The organism is Acidovorax sp. HMWF029 (assembly GCF_003060895.1).
GTDB lineage: Bacteria > Pseudomonadota > Gammaproteobacteria > Burkholderiales > Burkholderiaceae_C > Acidovorax.
Window position 1 is genome coordinate 1 of record NZ_QAIH01000112.1, and the last position, 14,133, is coordinate 14,133.

A 14,133-nucleotide genomic window follows, 5' to 3' on the forward strand; every position below is an offset into this window, starting at 1 on the left:
GGCAGCACGAATCGAAACTCCTGGCCCGTTGTGGTCTCGACGACCGAGAAGTTCTCGCGCGTGTCGCCCGCAATGGGGCGCAGTTCAGTGGGCACCCCTTCGTCGGCGAGCAACTGCTGCACCTGCGCGCCCGCTGCTCCTCCCGCCACAGCCCAGGCCATCACGTCGGCCCCCAGCCGATGCAGCACGCGGGCCACGTTGATGCCGCCACCGCCTGCAAAACGCTGCACCGGGCCGCAGCGCAGCTTGTGGGTGGGGGCGACACGGGCGGTGGTGGTCGCCAGGTCGAGCGCGGGGTTCAGGGTCAGGGTGATCAGGGCCGGCACGGAGGGAGTGGGGGGCATGGCAGAGATGAAGGTGCTGCTGTCATATCAGCCAGGCCGGGCTACCAAGCCTTGTCCGAAAACCCTGACCAGAGTTCGTTGATGTCTGGGAAACGCCACTTTTCGGGGTCTTCGCGTGCCACGATTTTTTCGTTGCAGCCGGGGGCGGCCAGGTCCACCAGCTCAGGGGGGATGCGCAGGTCTGACTTGGTCGAGAAGAACACCTTGACGATGGGCGTGGTGAGGGCCGTGGGGGTTTGTTCGGTGACCACGCCTATGCGCCCGGAGGTCAGCCGTACCAGCGAGCCCACAGGGTAGATGCCGATGCTTTTGACAAAGGCTTGAAAGATGCGCTCGTCGAAATGGTCCTTGGTCCACTCGGCCATGCGGCGCAGCGATTCAGCGGGGTCCCAGCCGCGCTTGTAGGGCCGGTCGGACGTGACGGCGTCGTACACATCACAAATGGCCGTCATGCGGGCGATCACGCTGATGCCGTCGCCCTTGAGTTTGTCGGGGTAGCCGGAGCCGTCGATCTTTTCATGGTGGTGCAGACATGCGTCCAGCACGGCGTCGGGCACGTTACCGCCTTCCTTGAGCATGTTGTAGCCCTCCACCGGGTGGCTGCGCACCACGGTGAACTCCTGGTCGGTGAGCTTGCCGGGTTTGTTGAGCACAGCCAGCGGAATCGCTGCCTTGCCCAGGTCGTGCAGCAGACCCGCCATGCCCGCCAGGCGGGTCTGCTCGTCGTTGAGCTTGAGCTGGCGAGCCAGTGCCACCATCAGTGCACACACGGCCACCGAGTGCATGTAGGTGTAGTCGTCGGCTGTCTTCAGACGCGCCAGGCTGATCAGCGCGCCAGGGTTGCGGGTGACGGAGTCGGAGATCTCCTCCACAAGGCTTTGCGCCCCCACCGAGTCCACCGCACGGCCCATGCGGGCCTCGTTGAACATCGATACCACGGCTTCCTTGGATCTGCCGCAGATGTCTGCCGCCATCTTGAGTTCGCCCTGCATGTCGGTGGGGGTGCGATTGCGCACCGGGGGGGGCGGTACCGGCAGGCTCACCTGGATGGGGGGCAGGTCTTCCAGTCGGCTGAAGTCGGTTTCAATCTTGGCATCCACCTCTTCGCGCGACACCGATGTGGTGCCGTTGGCGACATCCAGGCCTTTGGAGGTGTCGATCCAGCATTCGTGAATGGCGGTGGCCTGGATGCGTTCCAGGTCCTTGGGGTCTCTGAGCACAAACTTGGCGCGCCAGAACGGATGCTCCATCCAGGACCCGCAGAACTCGTGCAAGTACATGCCCAGGGTCAGGTGTTGGATTTGGATGCGCTTGAGCATGTTGTGTCTGGATTCGGAAAAACCGCCCGTCCTTGGGCGTGACTAACAGTAACCATGTTAGCCTTTTTGCTCCGCTCCTGTCGTTCGTAAAACCCGTTACATGCCGTCTGCAGCCCCCAGAGTTTCCCCTAGCGCCAAGGCATCTGCGGCCCCAGCTGGGGCCAAAGGTGGGGCATCGGTGGCGCAAAAGGCACTGCAAAAAATCGGGCTGCGCCGCGACATCGACCTGGCACTGCACCTGCCCCTGCGCTACGAAGACGAAACGCGCATCATTCCGCTGGCCAGCGCCCGCGATGGGCAGGTGGCCCAGATCGAAGCCACCGTTGTGGCCAGTGAGGTGCAGCTGCGCCCGCGCCGCCAACTGGTGGTGCAGGTGGAGGACGGCAGCGGCAGCTGCGAGCTGCGCTTCTTCAGCTTCTACCCCTCGCACCAGAAGACGATGGCAGTGGGCGCTCGCCTGCGCATTCGGGGCGAGGTCAAGGGCGGCTTCTGGGGGCGGCAGATGCTGCACCCGGCCTTCCGCGTGGCAGGTGGCGAGCTGCCAGCTGCGCTCACGCCCGTCTATCCCACCACGGCCGGTCTGCCCCAGCCCTACCTGCGACGCGCCGTGGTCAGCGCGCTGGCGCGGGTGGATCTGTCGGATACGCTGCCACCCGGCACCGAGCCGCCCTGGGCGCGTTTTCATGGTCAAAATGGCCTCCACCGCGCGTTCAGCTTGCGTGAGGCGCTCATATTTTTGCACCACCCCACACCCGATGTGGCGCTGTCTACGCTGGAGGACCACAGCCATCCCGCCTGGCAGCGCCTCAAGGCCGAGGAGCTGCTGGCCCAGCAGCTATCGCAGTACCAGTCGCGGCGTGAACGCGACAGGCTGCGCGCCCCGGTGCTGCACCCGCAGCCTGTCAAGGGTGGCGCATGGCCCCTGCACGAGCAGCTTTTGGCCGTGCTGCCCTTCAGCCTCACCGCCGCACAGCGCCGCGTGGGCGAGGAGATTGCGGCCGACCTGGCGCGCCAGGTACCCATGCACCGTTTGCTGCAGGGTGATGTCGGCTCGGGCAAAACCGTGGTCTCGGCCCTGGCCGCCTGCCTGGCCATGGACGCGGGCTGGCAGTGCGCGCTGATGGCGCCCACAGAAATCCTGGCCGAGCAGCATTTCGCAAAGATGATTGGCTGGCTCGAACCCCTGCTGGCCGCGCGCGGCCGCAAGGTGGCCTGGCTGGTGGGTGGGCAGAAGAAAAAGGACCGCACCGCCATGCTGGAGATGGTAGCCAGCGGCGAGGCGGCGCTGGTGGTGGGCACCCATGCCGTGATCCAGGAGCAGGTGCAGTTCAAGAACCTGGCGCTGGCCATCATCGACGAGCAGCACCGCTTTGGCGTGGCGCAGCGGCTGGCCTTGCGGCAGAAGCTCGCTGCGCACGGTATGGAGCCGCACATGTTGATGATGAGTGCCACGCCCATTCCGCGCACCTTGGCCATGAGCTACTACGCCGACCTCGATGTGTCCGTCATCGACGAGCTGCCCCCCGGCCGCACCCCCATCGTCACCAAGCTGATTGCCGACAGCCGCAAGGACGAGGTGATCGAACGCATCGGCGCGCAGGTCGAGGCCGGGCGGCAGGTGTACTGGGTGTGCCCGCTGATCGAAGAAAGCGAGGCGCTGGACCTGAGCAATGCCACCGCCACCCACGCCGACCTGAGCGAGGCCTTGCCGGGCGTGATGGTGGGCCTGCTGCACTCGCGCATGCCCACCGCCGAGAAAAAGGCGGTGATGGCGCTCTTTACCAGCGGCCAGATGGGCGTGCTGGTCAGCACGACCGTGATCGAAGTGGGCGTGGACGTGCCCAACGCCTCGCTCATGGTCATCGAACATGCCGAGCGTTTTGGCCTCTCGCAACTGCACCAGCTGCGCGGCCGGGTAGGGCGGGGCGCGGCGGCGTCGGCCTGCGTGCTGCTGTATGCCACCAACGACAGCGGCCGCGTGGGCGAAACTGCCAAGGAGCGCCTGCGCGCCATGGCCGAGACCAACGACGGCTTCGAGATCGCCCGGCGCGACCTGGAGATCCGGGGCCCCGGCGAGTTTCTGGGCGCCCGCCAGTCGGGCGACGCGCTGCTGCGCTTTGCCGACCTGGCCACCGACACCCACCTGCTCGAATGGGCGCGCGAGCTGGCGCCGCAGATGCTGGACCGGTATCCTGACCTGGCCGCAAAACACGTGGCGCGCTGGTTGGGTGGAAAATCGGACTATCTCAAGGCATGAGACGCTCAGACCCACGCTGACGTGGCCCGCAGGAACACACCATGACCCTCACCGAACTCAAGTACATCGTTGCGGTGGCGCGCGAAAAGCACTTTGGCCATGCGGCCGATGCTTGCTATGTGTCGCAGCCCACGCTCTCGGTGGCCATCAAAAAGCTGGAAGAAGAGCTTGACGTGAAGCTGTTCGAGCGCAGCGCGGGCGAGGTCACGGTGACGCCTCTGGGCGAGGACATCGTGCGCCAGGCGCAGAGCGTGCTGGAGCAGGCGGCGGCCATCAAGGAAATTGCCAAGCGTGGCAAGGACCCGCTGGCCGGGCCGCTCACGCTGGGCGTGATCTACACCATCGGGCCCTATCTGCTGCCCGAGCTGGTGCGCCAATCCATCACGCGCACGCCGCAGATGCCGCTGATGCTGCAGGAGAACTTCACCGTCAAGCTGCTGGAGATGCTGCGTACGGGCGAGATCGACTGCGCGATCCTGGCCGAGCCGTTCCCTGACACCGGCCTGGCCATGGCGCCGCTGTACGACGAGCCCTTCATGGCGGCCGTGCCCAGCACCCATGCGCTGGCGGCGCAGCGCTCGGTCACGGCGGCTGAGTTGAAAAGCGAGACCATGCTGCTGCTGGGCGCTGGCCACTGCTTTCGCGACCATGTGCTGGAGGTCTGCCCCGAGTTCGCGCGCTTTGCCAGCAATGCCGAGGGCATTCGCAAGTCGTTCGAGGGCTCGTCGCTGGAGACCATCAAGCACATGGTGGCCGCGGGCATGGGCGTGACGCTGGTGCCCCGCCTGTCGGTGCCGCGCGATGCGCTGCTCACCGTGTCACGCCGCCGCAAGAGCGACGAGACCTACATCCGCTACCTGCCCATTCGTGAGGAGGATGGCAGCCCCCCACCCATGCGCCGCGTGGTGCTGGCCTGGCGCCGCAGCTTTACGCGCTACGAAGCCATTGCTGCCCTGCGCAACGCTATCTATGCCTGCGAACTGCCGGGTGTGACCCGCCTGTCCTGATGCCAGAAGCGCAGACCAAGGGTTCTTGCGGCATCTGCAGGTGTTGTCTGACGCGCGCGAGGCGCACCCTGCGCTACAGTGTTCGCATGTCCCCGTGGACCGGACATTCATCCAACCTCTGAGGAATCCCCATGGCAAAAATTTCCAAATCCTCCGCCCCCAGCATCAACATCGGTATCAGCGACAAGGACCGCGCTGCCATCGCCCAGGGCCTGTCGCGCCTGCTGGCGGACACCTACACGCTGTACCTCACCACCCACAACTTCCACTGGAACGTGACGGGCCCCATGTTCAACACGCTGCACACCATGTTCATGGCGCAGTACACCGAGCTGTGGAATGCCGTGGACCCGATTGCCGAGCGCATCCGCTCGCTGGGCCACGTGGCACCGGGCTCGTATGCAGAGTTCGGCAAGCTCGCCACCGTGCCCGATGCGCCTGCCAAGCCGCCCAAGGCGCTGGAGATGGTGCGTGTGCTGGTCGAGGGCCATGAGGCCGTGGCCCGCACCGCGCGCAGCCTGTTCCCCCTGGCCGACAAGGCCAGCGACGAGCCCACGGCCGACCTGCTGACCCAGCGCCTGACGGTGCACGAGCAAACGGCGTGGATGCTGCGCTCGCTGCTTGAGGAATAAGCCCTCACTTTGTGATGCAAACGCCCGGTGGCCGAAAGGCTCCGGGCGTTTTTCATGTCCGCGCCGGGCATGGGCGAAAATCCCGCTCCATGACCGCTACCGTCAATCCCCCCGCCCCCCGCAGCCGTTTCTCGCTCTACCTAGACCTCATCCGCTGGGACCGGCCCGCAGGCTGGCTGGTGTGTCTGTGGCCCACGCTGTCTGCGCTGTGGGTCGCAGCCGATGGATTTCCAGGCTGGCACTTGCTAGCGGTGTTTGTGCTGGGCACTTTCCTCATGCGCAGCGCAGGCTGCTGCGTGAACGATGTGGCCGACCGCGACTTCGACAAACACGTCAAGCGCACTGCGCAGCGCCCGGTCACGACCGGTGCCGTGTCGGTGAAAGAGGCGCTGGGGTTGGGGGCTGTGCTGGCTCTGGTGTCGTTTGGCCTGGTGCTCACCACCAACACCGCCGCCATCCTGTGGTCGGTGCCCGCCGTGCTGGTGGCGATTGCCTACCCGTTTTCCAAGCGGGTCATCTCCATGCCCCAGGCGGTGCTGGGTATTGCGTTCAACTTCGGTATCGTCATCGCCTTTGCTGCGGTGCAGGGTCAGGTGCCTGCCGTGGCATGGTGGATGTGGCTGGGCAACCTGTTCTGGGTGCTGGCCTACGACACCGAGTACGCGATGGTGGACCGCGACGACGACCTCAAGATCGGTATCAAGACCTCGGCCATCACCCTGGGGCGCTTCGATGTGGCGGGCATTGTGCTGTTCTATCTGCTTTTTATAGGTATTTGGGCTGCAGCGCTTGCAGATAAAGCGCTAGGCGCTATCTTTTATGTAGCTATTTTCGCAGCGCTTGCACAGGCCGTGTGGCACTTCACGCTGATACGCACTCGCACCCGCGAGGGCTGTTTCAAAGCGTTTCGTATCAACCACTGGTTGGGTGCCACCGTGTTTGCGGGCATTGCAGGCAGCTACCTGTTGCGCCAGTAAACTGGCAACCCGCTTTGGAACCAGAGACGCGCATGACGACCCCTTCCCCCCGGACCGTGACCGTGATTGGTGGCAACGCTGTGGCCCAGCAGCCCGCCGTGCAGGATGCTGTGGTGGCGCAACCCGCTGTGTTTGCGGTGGCGGCTTTGCCCACGCACTTCCCCGTCAACCTGCGGGACGATCAGATGCAGTTGGCACAGCAAAATCTCTCGCAGGTGGATTTTCTGACCCTGCCCACGCGCGAGGTCGTCACCCTGGGCGGTGATGTGGAAACGGCCCTGCACCGCACGCTCGATGGCTTTCTCTCGCGCATAGACCAGGGCAACGACCCCAAAATTTTCAAGCTGATCGCGAACCTGAAGGAGGCGGTGGACAAGGAAGACCTGCCCGCACTGGCCCAGCGCATCCTGAACCCCGAGCCCACCTTGCTCTCGCGCATCGGCAGCCTGTTCAACAAGGCGGCTGCGGCCAAAGCACTGGCCGAGGTGTGGGAGGAAACCCGCCGCATCGCCCTGGGCAAGACCAAGACGCTGGTCGATGTGGTGCAGAAAATGGATGGCGATCTGCGCCAGGAGCAGCACAAACTCGACACCGAAATCCGCGCGCTGGAGCAGCTCAAGGACTCGTACCGCGACCGCTACAGCGACTTTGTCGTGGTGGTGGCCTTCTTGTCGCTGTTGCTGGCGCGGGCGCGCGAGCAGGTGGCGCAGGCCGAGTTGAACGCCCAGCCCGGCAACCCTCAAGACACGGCCCATGTCACTGAACTCAAGGACAAGCTGCAGGCGCTGGAGTCGCGCGCGCTGGCGCTCGAAGGCACGCTCAGCCGCCTGCCTGCCGACCAGTTGGTGATCCGGCAACTGCAAAACGCGGCCATTGCCACGCTGCAAGAGACCACCACCACGGCATCCAGCCGCTTTGCCAGCATCAAGATGATGCTGCTCACGCTGCACGGCGCGCTGGTCACCCAGTCTGTGCAGCAACTGGCCGACCAGGGCGCTGCGCTGGACCAGAACCTGGCGGGCGTGCGCTCGGCGCTGATGAAAGACGTGGTGACCAAGGCCGCCAATGCGCCGGGCGACAACCGCCTGGCCCAGGCACAGCAGTTGCAGGCCATCGTGGCCGACACCGCGCAGCTGGTGGGCGTGGTGGAGCAAGCCCGTGCCGACAACCAGCAAAAATTTGCCCAGGCCCGTGAGATGTTTGCCAAGGCCCGCCAGGACATGCTGGCGGTGGGCCAGCAACTGCGGCCTGATCAAGCCCTGAAATACTGACCCCTGCGGTGCCCTGTACCGGCTGTCAATGCATGGCGGCTCGGGGCGGTGCAGATATTCCCCTGACATTGCTTCGAAGGAACCTGACATGGCCCTGGAACTCAAGCTCTCCAAACCCGGCGATGCCGCCCCCAAACTGTCGCTGAACCTGGCCAAGCCTGCACGCTTCACCGTGGAGCTGTCCTGGGATTCGGCGCACGACCTGGACACCCATGCGCTGCTGGCCGCCAACGGTGGCAGTGGTGCCAAAGTCACCAGTTTTGACCAGGTGCTGAGCACCTACAACGCCAAGAAAACCAACCCGCAAGGCGTGTTGACCACGAACGCCGATGGCTCGTTCTCCACGCCCGAGGGCGGCATCACCCACTCAGGCGATGTACGCACTGGCGTGAACCTGGATGTGGATGAAACCCTGTCGATTGACGGCAGCAAGATCGCAGCGGGCGTGAACGAGATCCCGATCTTCGTGACCATCCACGCTGCGGGCGGCGCCAACTTCTCAGCCGTGAAAAACGCGGGCATCCGCATCAAGAACGACCAGGGCCTGGTGCTGGGCGAGTACCTGTTGTCCAACGAATTTGGCCCTTTCAACGCGGTGCAGATGGGCAGCCTGCTGCTGGATGGCAGCGGCTGGCATTACCTGGCCGCAGGCAGCGGCTTCAACGGCGATTTCAACTTCATCCTGTCGCACTTTTCCTGAGCCGCAAGGTGAGGGCTCGGCACAGGTTCTGCATCCGTGTTCTGCGCCGTCCCTTTTGAAGCCCTATCTCTTGCTGGATGAAGCCCAAAGTCATCACCCAAGCCCCTGCCAGCCCGCAGGCGGATGCCGCCCCTGCAAAGGGGGGCACAACCGCAGGTGGTGCCGGGTTGCGGGTCACGGTCATTGCGCCGGGCGTGGCGCCCGCTGCTGCGCCAGCAGCCCCGCGCCCAGCGTCCACCACGGTGGTCGCGCAGCCGGGTGGGGCGCCCATGGCCTCGCCCAGTGCGTCTCCAGCGGGGCTCAAAGCACCGCCGTCGGTGGTGCCGGGCACGATTCGCCGGGGTGTGGAGGTCAGCCTGCCTGCGCTGGCCCAGCGTTTTCCAGCCGCAATGCCCGAGGCGCTGCAGCAAGCCCAGCGCCTGCTGCAGGCCACCATCGTGGACACCCTGAGCGCCTCACAGGCCGCCCGCTGGGGTGAAGAGGCGCAGCAGCGCTATGGCGTGCTGGTCGATGCCTCGCTGCAGATCACCCAAGCCACCACCGTGCAAACCAGCCTGCGCCACGTGGCGCGGCTGCACGCGCTGCTGCAAGGCATTGCCGATGAATGGGTTGCGCCCGCCAAGTCGCCGCTGCTGTTCTGGAAGAGCAACGCCGGGCCCGCCGCGCTGCTGGAGGCCCGCCAGAGCGAGCTGGCGCAGTTGCGCCAGCATCTGGCCGACGCCTTGCCCTCCCTGCGCAGCCTGCAGGCCGAGCTGCAAGGCATTGGCAGCGAGCTGGCACCGCTGGCTGTACAGCTGGAGGCGCTGAGCCTGGCCGCGCACTACATGGCCGATGCCTTGGACGCAGCCGCAGACCCGCGTGCCCACGCTCTGATGCAGCGCGCCAGTGCACTGGCGCAGACCGTGCTGCACATCCACGGGGGCCTGCAGTTGCGCCAGGGCAGCCAGCACAGCCTGGATGGGTTGATCCACCGCATCCAGGACAGCGTGCTGCTGGCCCTGCCCGCGTGGATGGAAAAAGTGGCCCTGGCCACCCAGGCGCGGCAGTTGAATGACACCGAACGCTACGCCCTGGCGCAGCAACTGCAAGGCCTGCTGGGCCTGCTCCACCTCTCTTAACTTGACGGACGACCGAACATGGCGCTCACCCTGGACCTGAACAAATCACAACAAGCCCTGGTGCTCAACCTGACCAAGGCGGGCGTGACCGAGTTGCCCAAAGTGGACGTCGCTTTTGTGATGGATGTGTCGGGATCGTTTGACGACGAGCACCGCCAGGGCGTGACGAACGACCTGCTCACGCGCCTGATCCCCTGGGCCGCGCTGTTCGACCCAGACCAGAAGATGGAGGTCTACACCTTCTCCAACGGCCCGCGCAACGTGCACCACGCCGCCGATGTGAGCGCCAAGAACTACGCGGGCTACGTGCAGCGCGAAATCATTGGCTGCCCCGGCTACATGGGCGCGACCGACTACTCCTACGTGCTCGAGCGTGTGCTGACCGATTTCGGGTGGATGACCGAAAAGCCCAAGAGCTTTCTGAGCCGCTTGTTTGGCGGCGGTGAAACCCCGGCACCTGCCGCCAAGCCCCGCCAGACGCTGATCTTCTTCGTGACCGACGGCGAAAGCGCCGATGAGGCCCGCACCACTGAGCTCCTCAAGGCCTCGCAGGCGCGTGGCGATGGCGTGTACTTCCACTTCCTGGGGGTGAGCAATCAGTCCGCCCAGTTCCCCTACATCCAGGGCCTGGGGGACAAGTTCAGCAACGTGGGTTTCACGGCGGTGAACAAGGTGCGCCAGTGGGTGCAGCAATCGGACGATGCCATCAACCAGTCGCTCATCAGCGATGAACTGGTGGCCTGGCTGAAGGCCGGGCGGTAAGGGGTTTGGCTTCCCTTGTTTGAATTGCTATTGAAATAATAGCTGCTTGCGCTTGATTGACGGGCGGAAACGGCTTATTGGAAGCATATTCTTGCTGGCTTATTTGCCAAACTCGTTGCCCAGTTCATCGGCGCGCTGGCAGGCGGCCTGCATGGCCCGCTCGAATGCGGCTGCCACGCCATCGCTTTCCATGGACTGCAGCGCCGCATAGGTGGTGCCGCCCTTGGAGGTGACGCGCTGGCGCAGCACGGCGGGGGGCTCGTCGGAGCGGCGGGCCAGCTCTGACGCGCCCACAAACGTGCCCACCGCCAGTTGGTGCGCCTGCTGCTCGCTCAGGCCCAGGTTCACGCCTGCGCGGGTCATGGCTTCCAGGAAGTAGAAGACATAGGCGGGGCCGGAGCCGGAGAGGGCCGTCACGGCGTCGAGCTGTTTCTCCTCTTCCGCCCACAAAAACTCGCCGGTGGACGCCATGATGGCTTCCACGCTCTGGCGCTCTGCGGGTGTGACGGCCGGGCGGGCGTAGAGCGCGCTCATGCCCTTGCCCACCAGGGCGGGCGTGTTGGGCATGGTGCGCACGATGCGCTCGGTGGCCAGCCACTGCGCAATGCTGCTGGATCGGATGCCTGCTGCCACGCTCAGGTGCAGCGCTGCTTGCGTGTGCGCCTTGGCCTGGGCGGTGGCGTCTTTGAAGGTTTGGGGCTTGACGGCCCAGACCACGATGCCTGCGCGCTGCAGGGCGGGGCCCGCTTCGGCCTGGGCTTCAATGCCGTAATTCTTGCGCAGCGCCTCGCGCGCTTCGGCCCAGGGTTCCACCACCTCGATCTGGCAGGCAGGCAGCCCTTGGTGGATCAGCCCGCCAATGATGGCGCTGGCCATGTTGCCGCCACCAATGAAGGCGATAACGGGCAGGGTGGAAGCAGAAGCGGGTGCAGAGGTGGTGCTCATGGTTCAGGCAATAGATGATGGTCAACGCAGGCATGCGATGGTATCCGCGTTGCATGGTGGGCATGGGAGTTGATGGCAGGCAGATCAGCACCAGAATCGCGCCGATCCACTCTGTTTCCCCTCAGTTCGGTGCACTAACCCACCTGCGATTTGGGCGCGGCCCATGCCAGTGCTCCCGCGCAAGGGCCGTCCCGCCGCGCTGGGAGCGTCCCCCTTCCCGAATGGCGCAGCCATTCGAGAGAAGGGGGAAGGCGCGCAGCGCCTCAGGGGGATGCACTCTATGCAGCCGTGGTTTGTCTCACCGCGTGTTCCCAGTTCGCCATCAGCTCCTGCGCGCGGCTGTTGCTCAGCGTGGGCACAAAGCGGCGGTCTGCGCGCCACAGGTGGGAGAGTTCGCTGGTGCTGGCGTACACGCCGCTGGACAGCCCCGCCAGGTAGGCTGCGCCCAGGGCGGTGGTCTCAATCACCGCAGGGCGCACCACCGGAATGCCCAGCAGGTCGGCCTGGAACTGCATCAGCAGGTCGTTCACACACGCGCCGCCGTCCACGCGCAGCTCGCTCACCGGGGCGCCACCGGCGGCCACGGCGTCGCGGCTCATGGCCTGCAGCAAGGCGGCGCTTTGGTAGGCAATGCTTTCGAGTGCGGCGCGGGCAATGTGGGCAATGGTGGTGCCGCGTGTCAGGCCTGTGATGGTGCCGCGTGCGTCGGGCTTCCAGTAGGGCGCGCCCAGGCCGGTGAAGGCGGGCACCATCATGACGCCGCCCGAATCGGGCACGCTTTGCGCCAGCGACTCGACCTCGCTGCTGTTGGTGATGGCGCGCAGGCCGTCGCGCAGCCACTGCACCACGGCACCGCCCACGAAAACGCTGCCTTCCATGGCGAATTCAGGCTGCTTGGAAGCCTGTGCTGCGCTGGTGGTGAGCAGGCCGTTTTGCGATGTCTGGAAGGTGTTGCCTGTGTGCATCAGCATGAAGCAGCCGGTGCCATAGGTGTTCTTGGCCATGCCCGCCGTAAAGCAGGCCTGGCCGAACAGCGCGCTTTGCTGGTCGCCTGCCACGCCGCCGATGCGGATGGGGTGGCCCAGCAGGTCGGCGGCCGTGTCGCCAAAGTGGGCGGCCGAGGGCAGCACCTCGGGCAGCAGTGCCTTGGGGATGCGCAGCAGCGCCAGCAGTTCATCGTCCCATTGGTTGGTGTGAACATTGAACAGCATGGTGCGCGAGGCGTTGCTCACGTCCGTCACATGCACCTGGCCGTGGGTCAGCTTCCACACCAGCCAGCTGTCCACCGTGCCAAAGGCCAGTTCGCCGCGCTCTGCCGCATCGCGCGCGCCGGGCACATGGTCCAGCAGCCACTGCAGCTTGGTGCCCGAGAAGTAGGCATCCACCAGCAGGCCCGTCTTGGCCTGGATGGTGGCGGCGTGGCCCTGTTCGCGCAGTTGGGCGCAGGCGGGCTCGGCGCGCCGGTCCTGCCACACGATGGCGTGGTGCACGGGCTGGCCGGTCTTGCGGTTCCACAGCACTGTGGTTTCGCGCTGGTTGGTGATGCCCACAGCGCGCACGGCACTCGCGGCAATGCCCGCCTTGGCCAACGCATCGCGCGCTGTGGCCAGTTGCGTGCGCCAGATTTCCAGCGGGTCGTGCTCGACCCAGCCGGGTTGGGGGTAGATCTGCGGCAGCTCCAGCTGCGCCTGCGCCACGATGTGGCCGCGTTCATCAAAAACGATGCTGCGGGAACTGGAAGTGCCTTGGTCGAGTGCGAGCAGGTAGGTCATAGAAGAAAAAAGATAAGTCAGGCCACTGAGGTCGGCCTTGATGGGGGGAGCAGCCCGGTGGATGCGCACGGCCAAAGCCAGCGACCGCCGCGCAAGGGCCGCTCCGCTGCAGAGGCAGCGCTTTGCTTGAGGGCGCTGGCGGTGTCCCCCTTCCCGAATTGCATCGCAATTCGAGAGAAGGGGGAAGGCGCAAAGCGCCTCAGGGGGTTGTGCTTGTTCATGCTGCTACGGTGCAGATCACGCCGGCATCTTGCAGCAACGCGGGAAAAGGCTCGGGCGGCGGTGCATCGGTGAACAGCCGTCCTATCTGATTCAGCGTGGCCAGTTGCACCATCGCTGGACGGTTGAACTTGCTATGGTCAGCGGCCAGCCACACCTCGCGGGCCTGGCCGATGATGGTTTGGGCCACTTTCACCTCTCGGTAGTCAAAGTCGCGCAGTGAGCCATCGGGCTCGATGCCCGAGATGCCGATGAGCGCGATGTCCACCTTGAACTGGCGGATGAAATCTACCGCAGCCTCGCCCACGATGCCCCGGTCGCGCGCGCGCACCACGCCACCCGCCACGATGACCTCGCACTCGGGGTTGCCGCACAGGATGGCGGCCACGTTCAGGTTGTTGGTGATGACGCGCAGGCCTCGGTGGTGCAGCAGGGCTTTGGCGATGGCTTCGGTCGTGGTGCCGATGTTCAGGATTAGCGAGCAGTTGTGCGGTACCTGCTCGGCCACGGCGCGGGCAATGCGGGCCTTGCCTTCGGCGTGCAGGGTTTCGCGCTGGGTGTGGGCCAGGTTTTCGACGGTAGAACTGGGCACGCGCACCCCGCCATGAAAGCGCGTGAGCAAGCCCGACTCGGCCAGCCGCTGTACGTCGCGGCGCACGGTCTGCAGGGTCACGCCCAGGGTATCTGCCAGTTGTTCCACGGTGGCGGACTTGCGGGTGCGCACTTCTTCAAGCAGTTGCAGTTGGCGGGGGTTGGTGTTCACGGGCTAGTAGATGGGGTTTGCGTTCGGGGTGCCTGCTGGGGCGGGGC

Annotated in this window: 13 protein-coding genes; 8 read left to right on the forward strand and 5 right to left on the reverse strand. The window is 65.4% G+C overall.

Annotated elements, in window-relative coordinates; genetic code table 11:
- The coding region (locus tag DBR12_RS07680; protein ID WP_304529311.1) for a PfkB family carbohydrate kinase at positions 1-326 on the reverse strand (326 nt) is incomplete at its 3' end.
- A 59-nt stretch (positions 327-385) separates the two neighbouring features.
- Positions 386-1,663: an HD-GYP domain-containing protein gene (locus DBR12_RS07685; RefSeq protein ID WP_108616710.1), complete on the reverse strand. Its 1,278-nt coding sequence runs from the start codon at positions 1,661-1,663 to the stop codon at positions 386-388.
- 100 nt (positions 1,664-1,763) lie between these two features.
- On the opposite strand from DBR12_RS07685, the gene recG reads away from it, so the two are divergent.
- The 8 genes from recG to DBR12_RS07725 all read left to right on the forward strand — a co-directional run bounded on the left by recG (position 1,764) and on the right by DBR12_RS07725 (position 10,387).
- Positions 1,764-3,920, forward strand: coding sequence for an ATP-dependent DNA helicase RecG (gene recG / locus DBR12_RS07690; RefSeq protein ID WP_108616711.1), 2,157 nt, complete (start codon positions 1,764-1,766; stop codon positions 3,918-3,920).
- Between the two features lie 41 nt (positions 3,921-3,961).
- Positions 3,962-4,927, forward strand: coding sequence for a LysR substrate-binding domain-containing protein (locus DBR12_RS07695; RefSeq protein ID WP_108616712.1), 966 nt, complete (start codon positions 3,962-3,964; stop codon positions 4,925-4,927).
- Between the two features lie 131 nt (positions 4,928-5,058).
- On the forward strand, positions 5,059-5,559 hold the full coding sequence (locus DBR12_RS07700; protein ID WP_108616713.1) for a Dps family protein: 501 nt from the start codon (positions 5,059-5,061) through the stop codon (positions 5,557-5,559).
- Between the two features lie 89 nt (positions 5,560-5,648).
- Complete coding sequence (ubiA, locus tag DBR12_RS07705; protein ID WP_108616714.1) at positions 5,649-6,536, forward strand: 4-hydroxybenzoate octaprenyltransferase; 888 nt, start codon at positions 5,649-5,651, stop codon at positions 6,534-6,536.
- A 32-nt stretch (positions 6,537-6,568) separates the two neighbouring features.
- Positions 6,569-7,807: a hypothetical protein gene (locus DBR12_RS07710; RefSeq protein WP_146185495.1), complete on the forward strand. Its 1,239-nt coding sequence runs from the start codon at positions 6,569-6,571 to the stop codon at positions 7,805-7,807.
- Between the two features lie 88 nt (positions 7,808-7,895).
- The gene (locus DBR12_RS07715; RefSeq protein ID WP_108616716.1) at positions 7,896-8,507 is read left to right on the forward strand and encodes a TerD family protein; all 612 of its coding nucleotides are present in this window, start codon (positions 7,896-7,898) and stop codon (positions 8,505-8,507) included.
- 77 nt (positions 8,508-8,584) lie between these two features.
- Positions 8,585-9,625, forward strand: coding sequence for a hypothetical protein (locus tag DBR12_RS07720; protein WP_108616717.1), 1,041 nt, complete (start codon positions 8,585-8,587; stop codon positions 9,623-9,625).
- A gap of 18 nt (positions 9,626-9,643) precedes the next feature.
- Positions 9,644-10,387, forward strand: coding sequence for a VWA domain-containing protein (locus DBR12_RS07725; RefSeq protein ID WP_108616718.1), 744 nt, complete (start codon positions 9,644-9,646; stop codon positions 10,385-10,387).
- A gap of 99 nt (positions 10,388-10,486) precedes the next feature.
- On the opposite strand, the gene proC is transcribed toward DBR12_RS07725, so the two are convergent.
- The 3 genes from proC to DBR12_RS07740 all read right to left on the reverse strand — a co-directional run bounded on the left by proC (position 10,487) and on the right by DBR12_RS07740 (position 14,086).
- Entirely contained in the window at positions 10,487-11,332 is an 846-nt protein-coding gene (proC, locus tag DBR12_RS07730; RefSeq protein ID WP_108616719.1) for a pyrroline-5-carboxylate reductase, read from the reverse strand.
- Positions 11,333-11,610: 278 nt separating this feature from the next.
- Positions 11,611-13,104 carry a glycerol kinase GlpK gene (glpK, locus tag DBR12_RS07735; protein ID WP_108616720.1) on the reverse strand — a complete coding sequence of 498 codons (1,494 nt, stop codon included), beginning with the start codon at positions 13,102-13,104 and terminating at the stop codon, positions 11,611-11,613.
- A 217-nt stretch (positions 13,105-13,321) separates the two neighbouring features.
- Positions 13,322-14,086: a DeoR/GlpR family DNA-binding transcription regulator gene (locus DBR12_RS07740; RefSeq protein WP_108616721.1), complete on the reverse strand. Its 765-nt coding sequence runs from the start codon at positions 14,084-14,086 to the stop codon at positions 13,322-13,324.
- Positions 14,087-14,133: the final 47 nt, after the last annotated feature.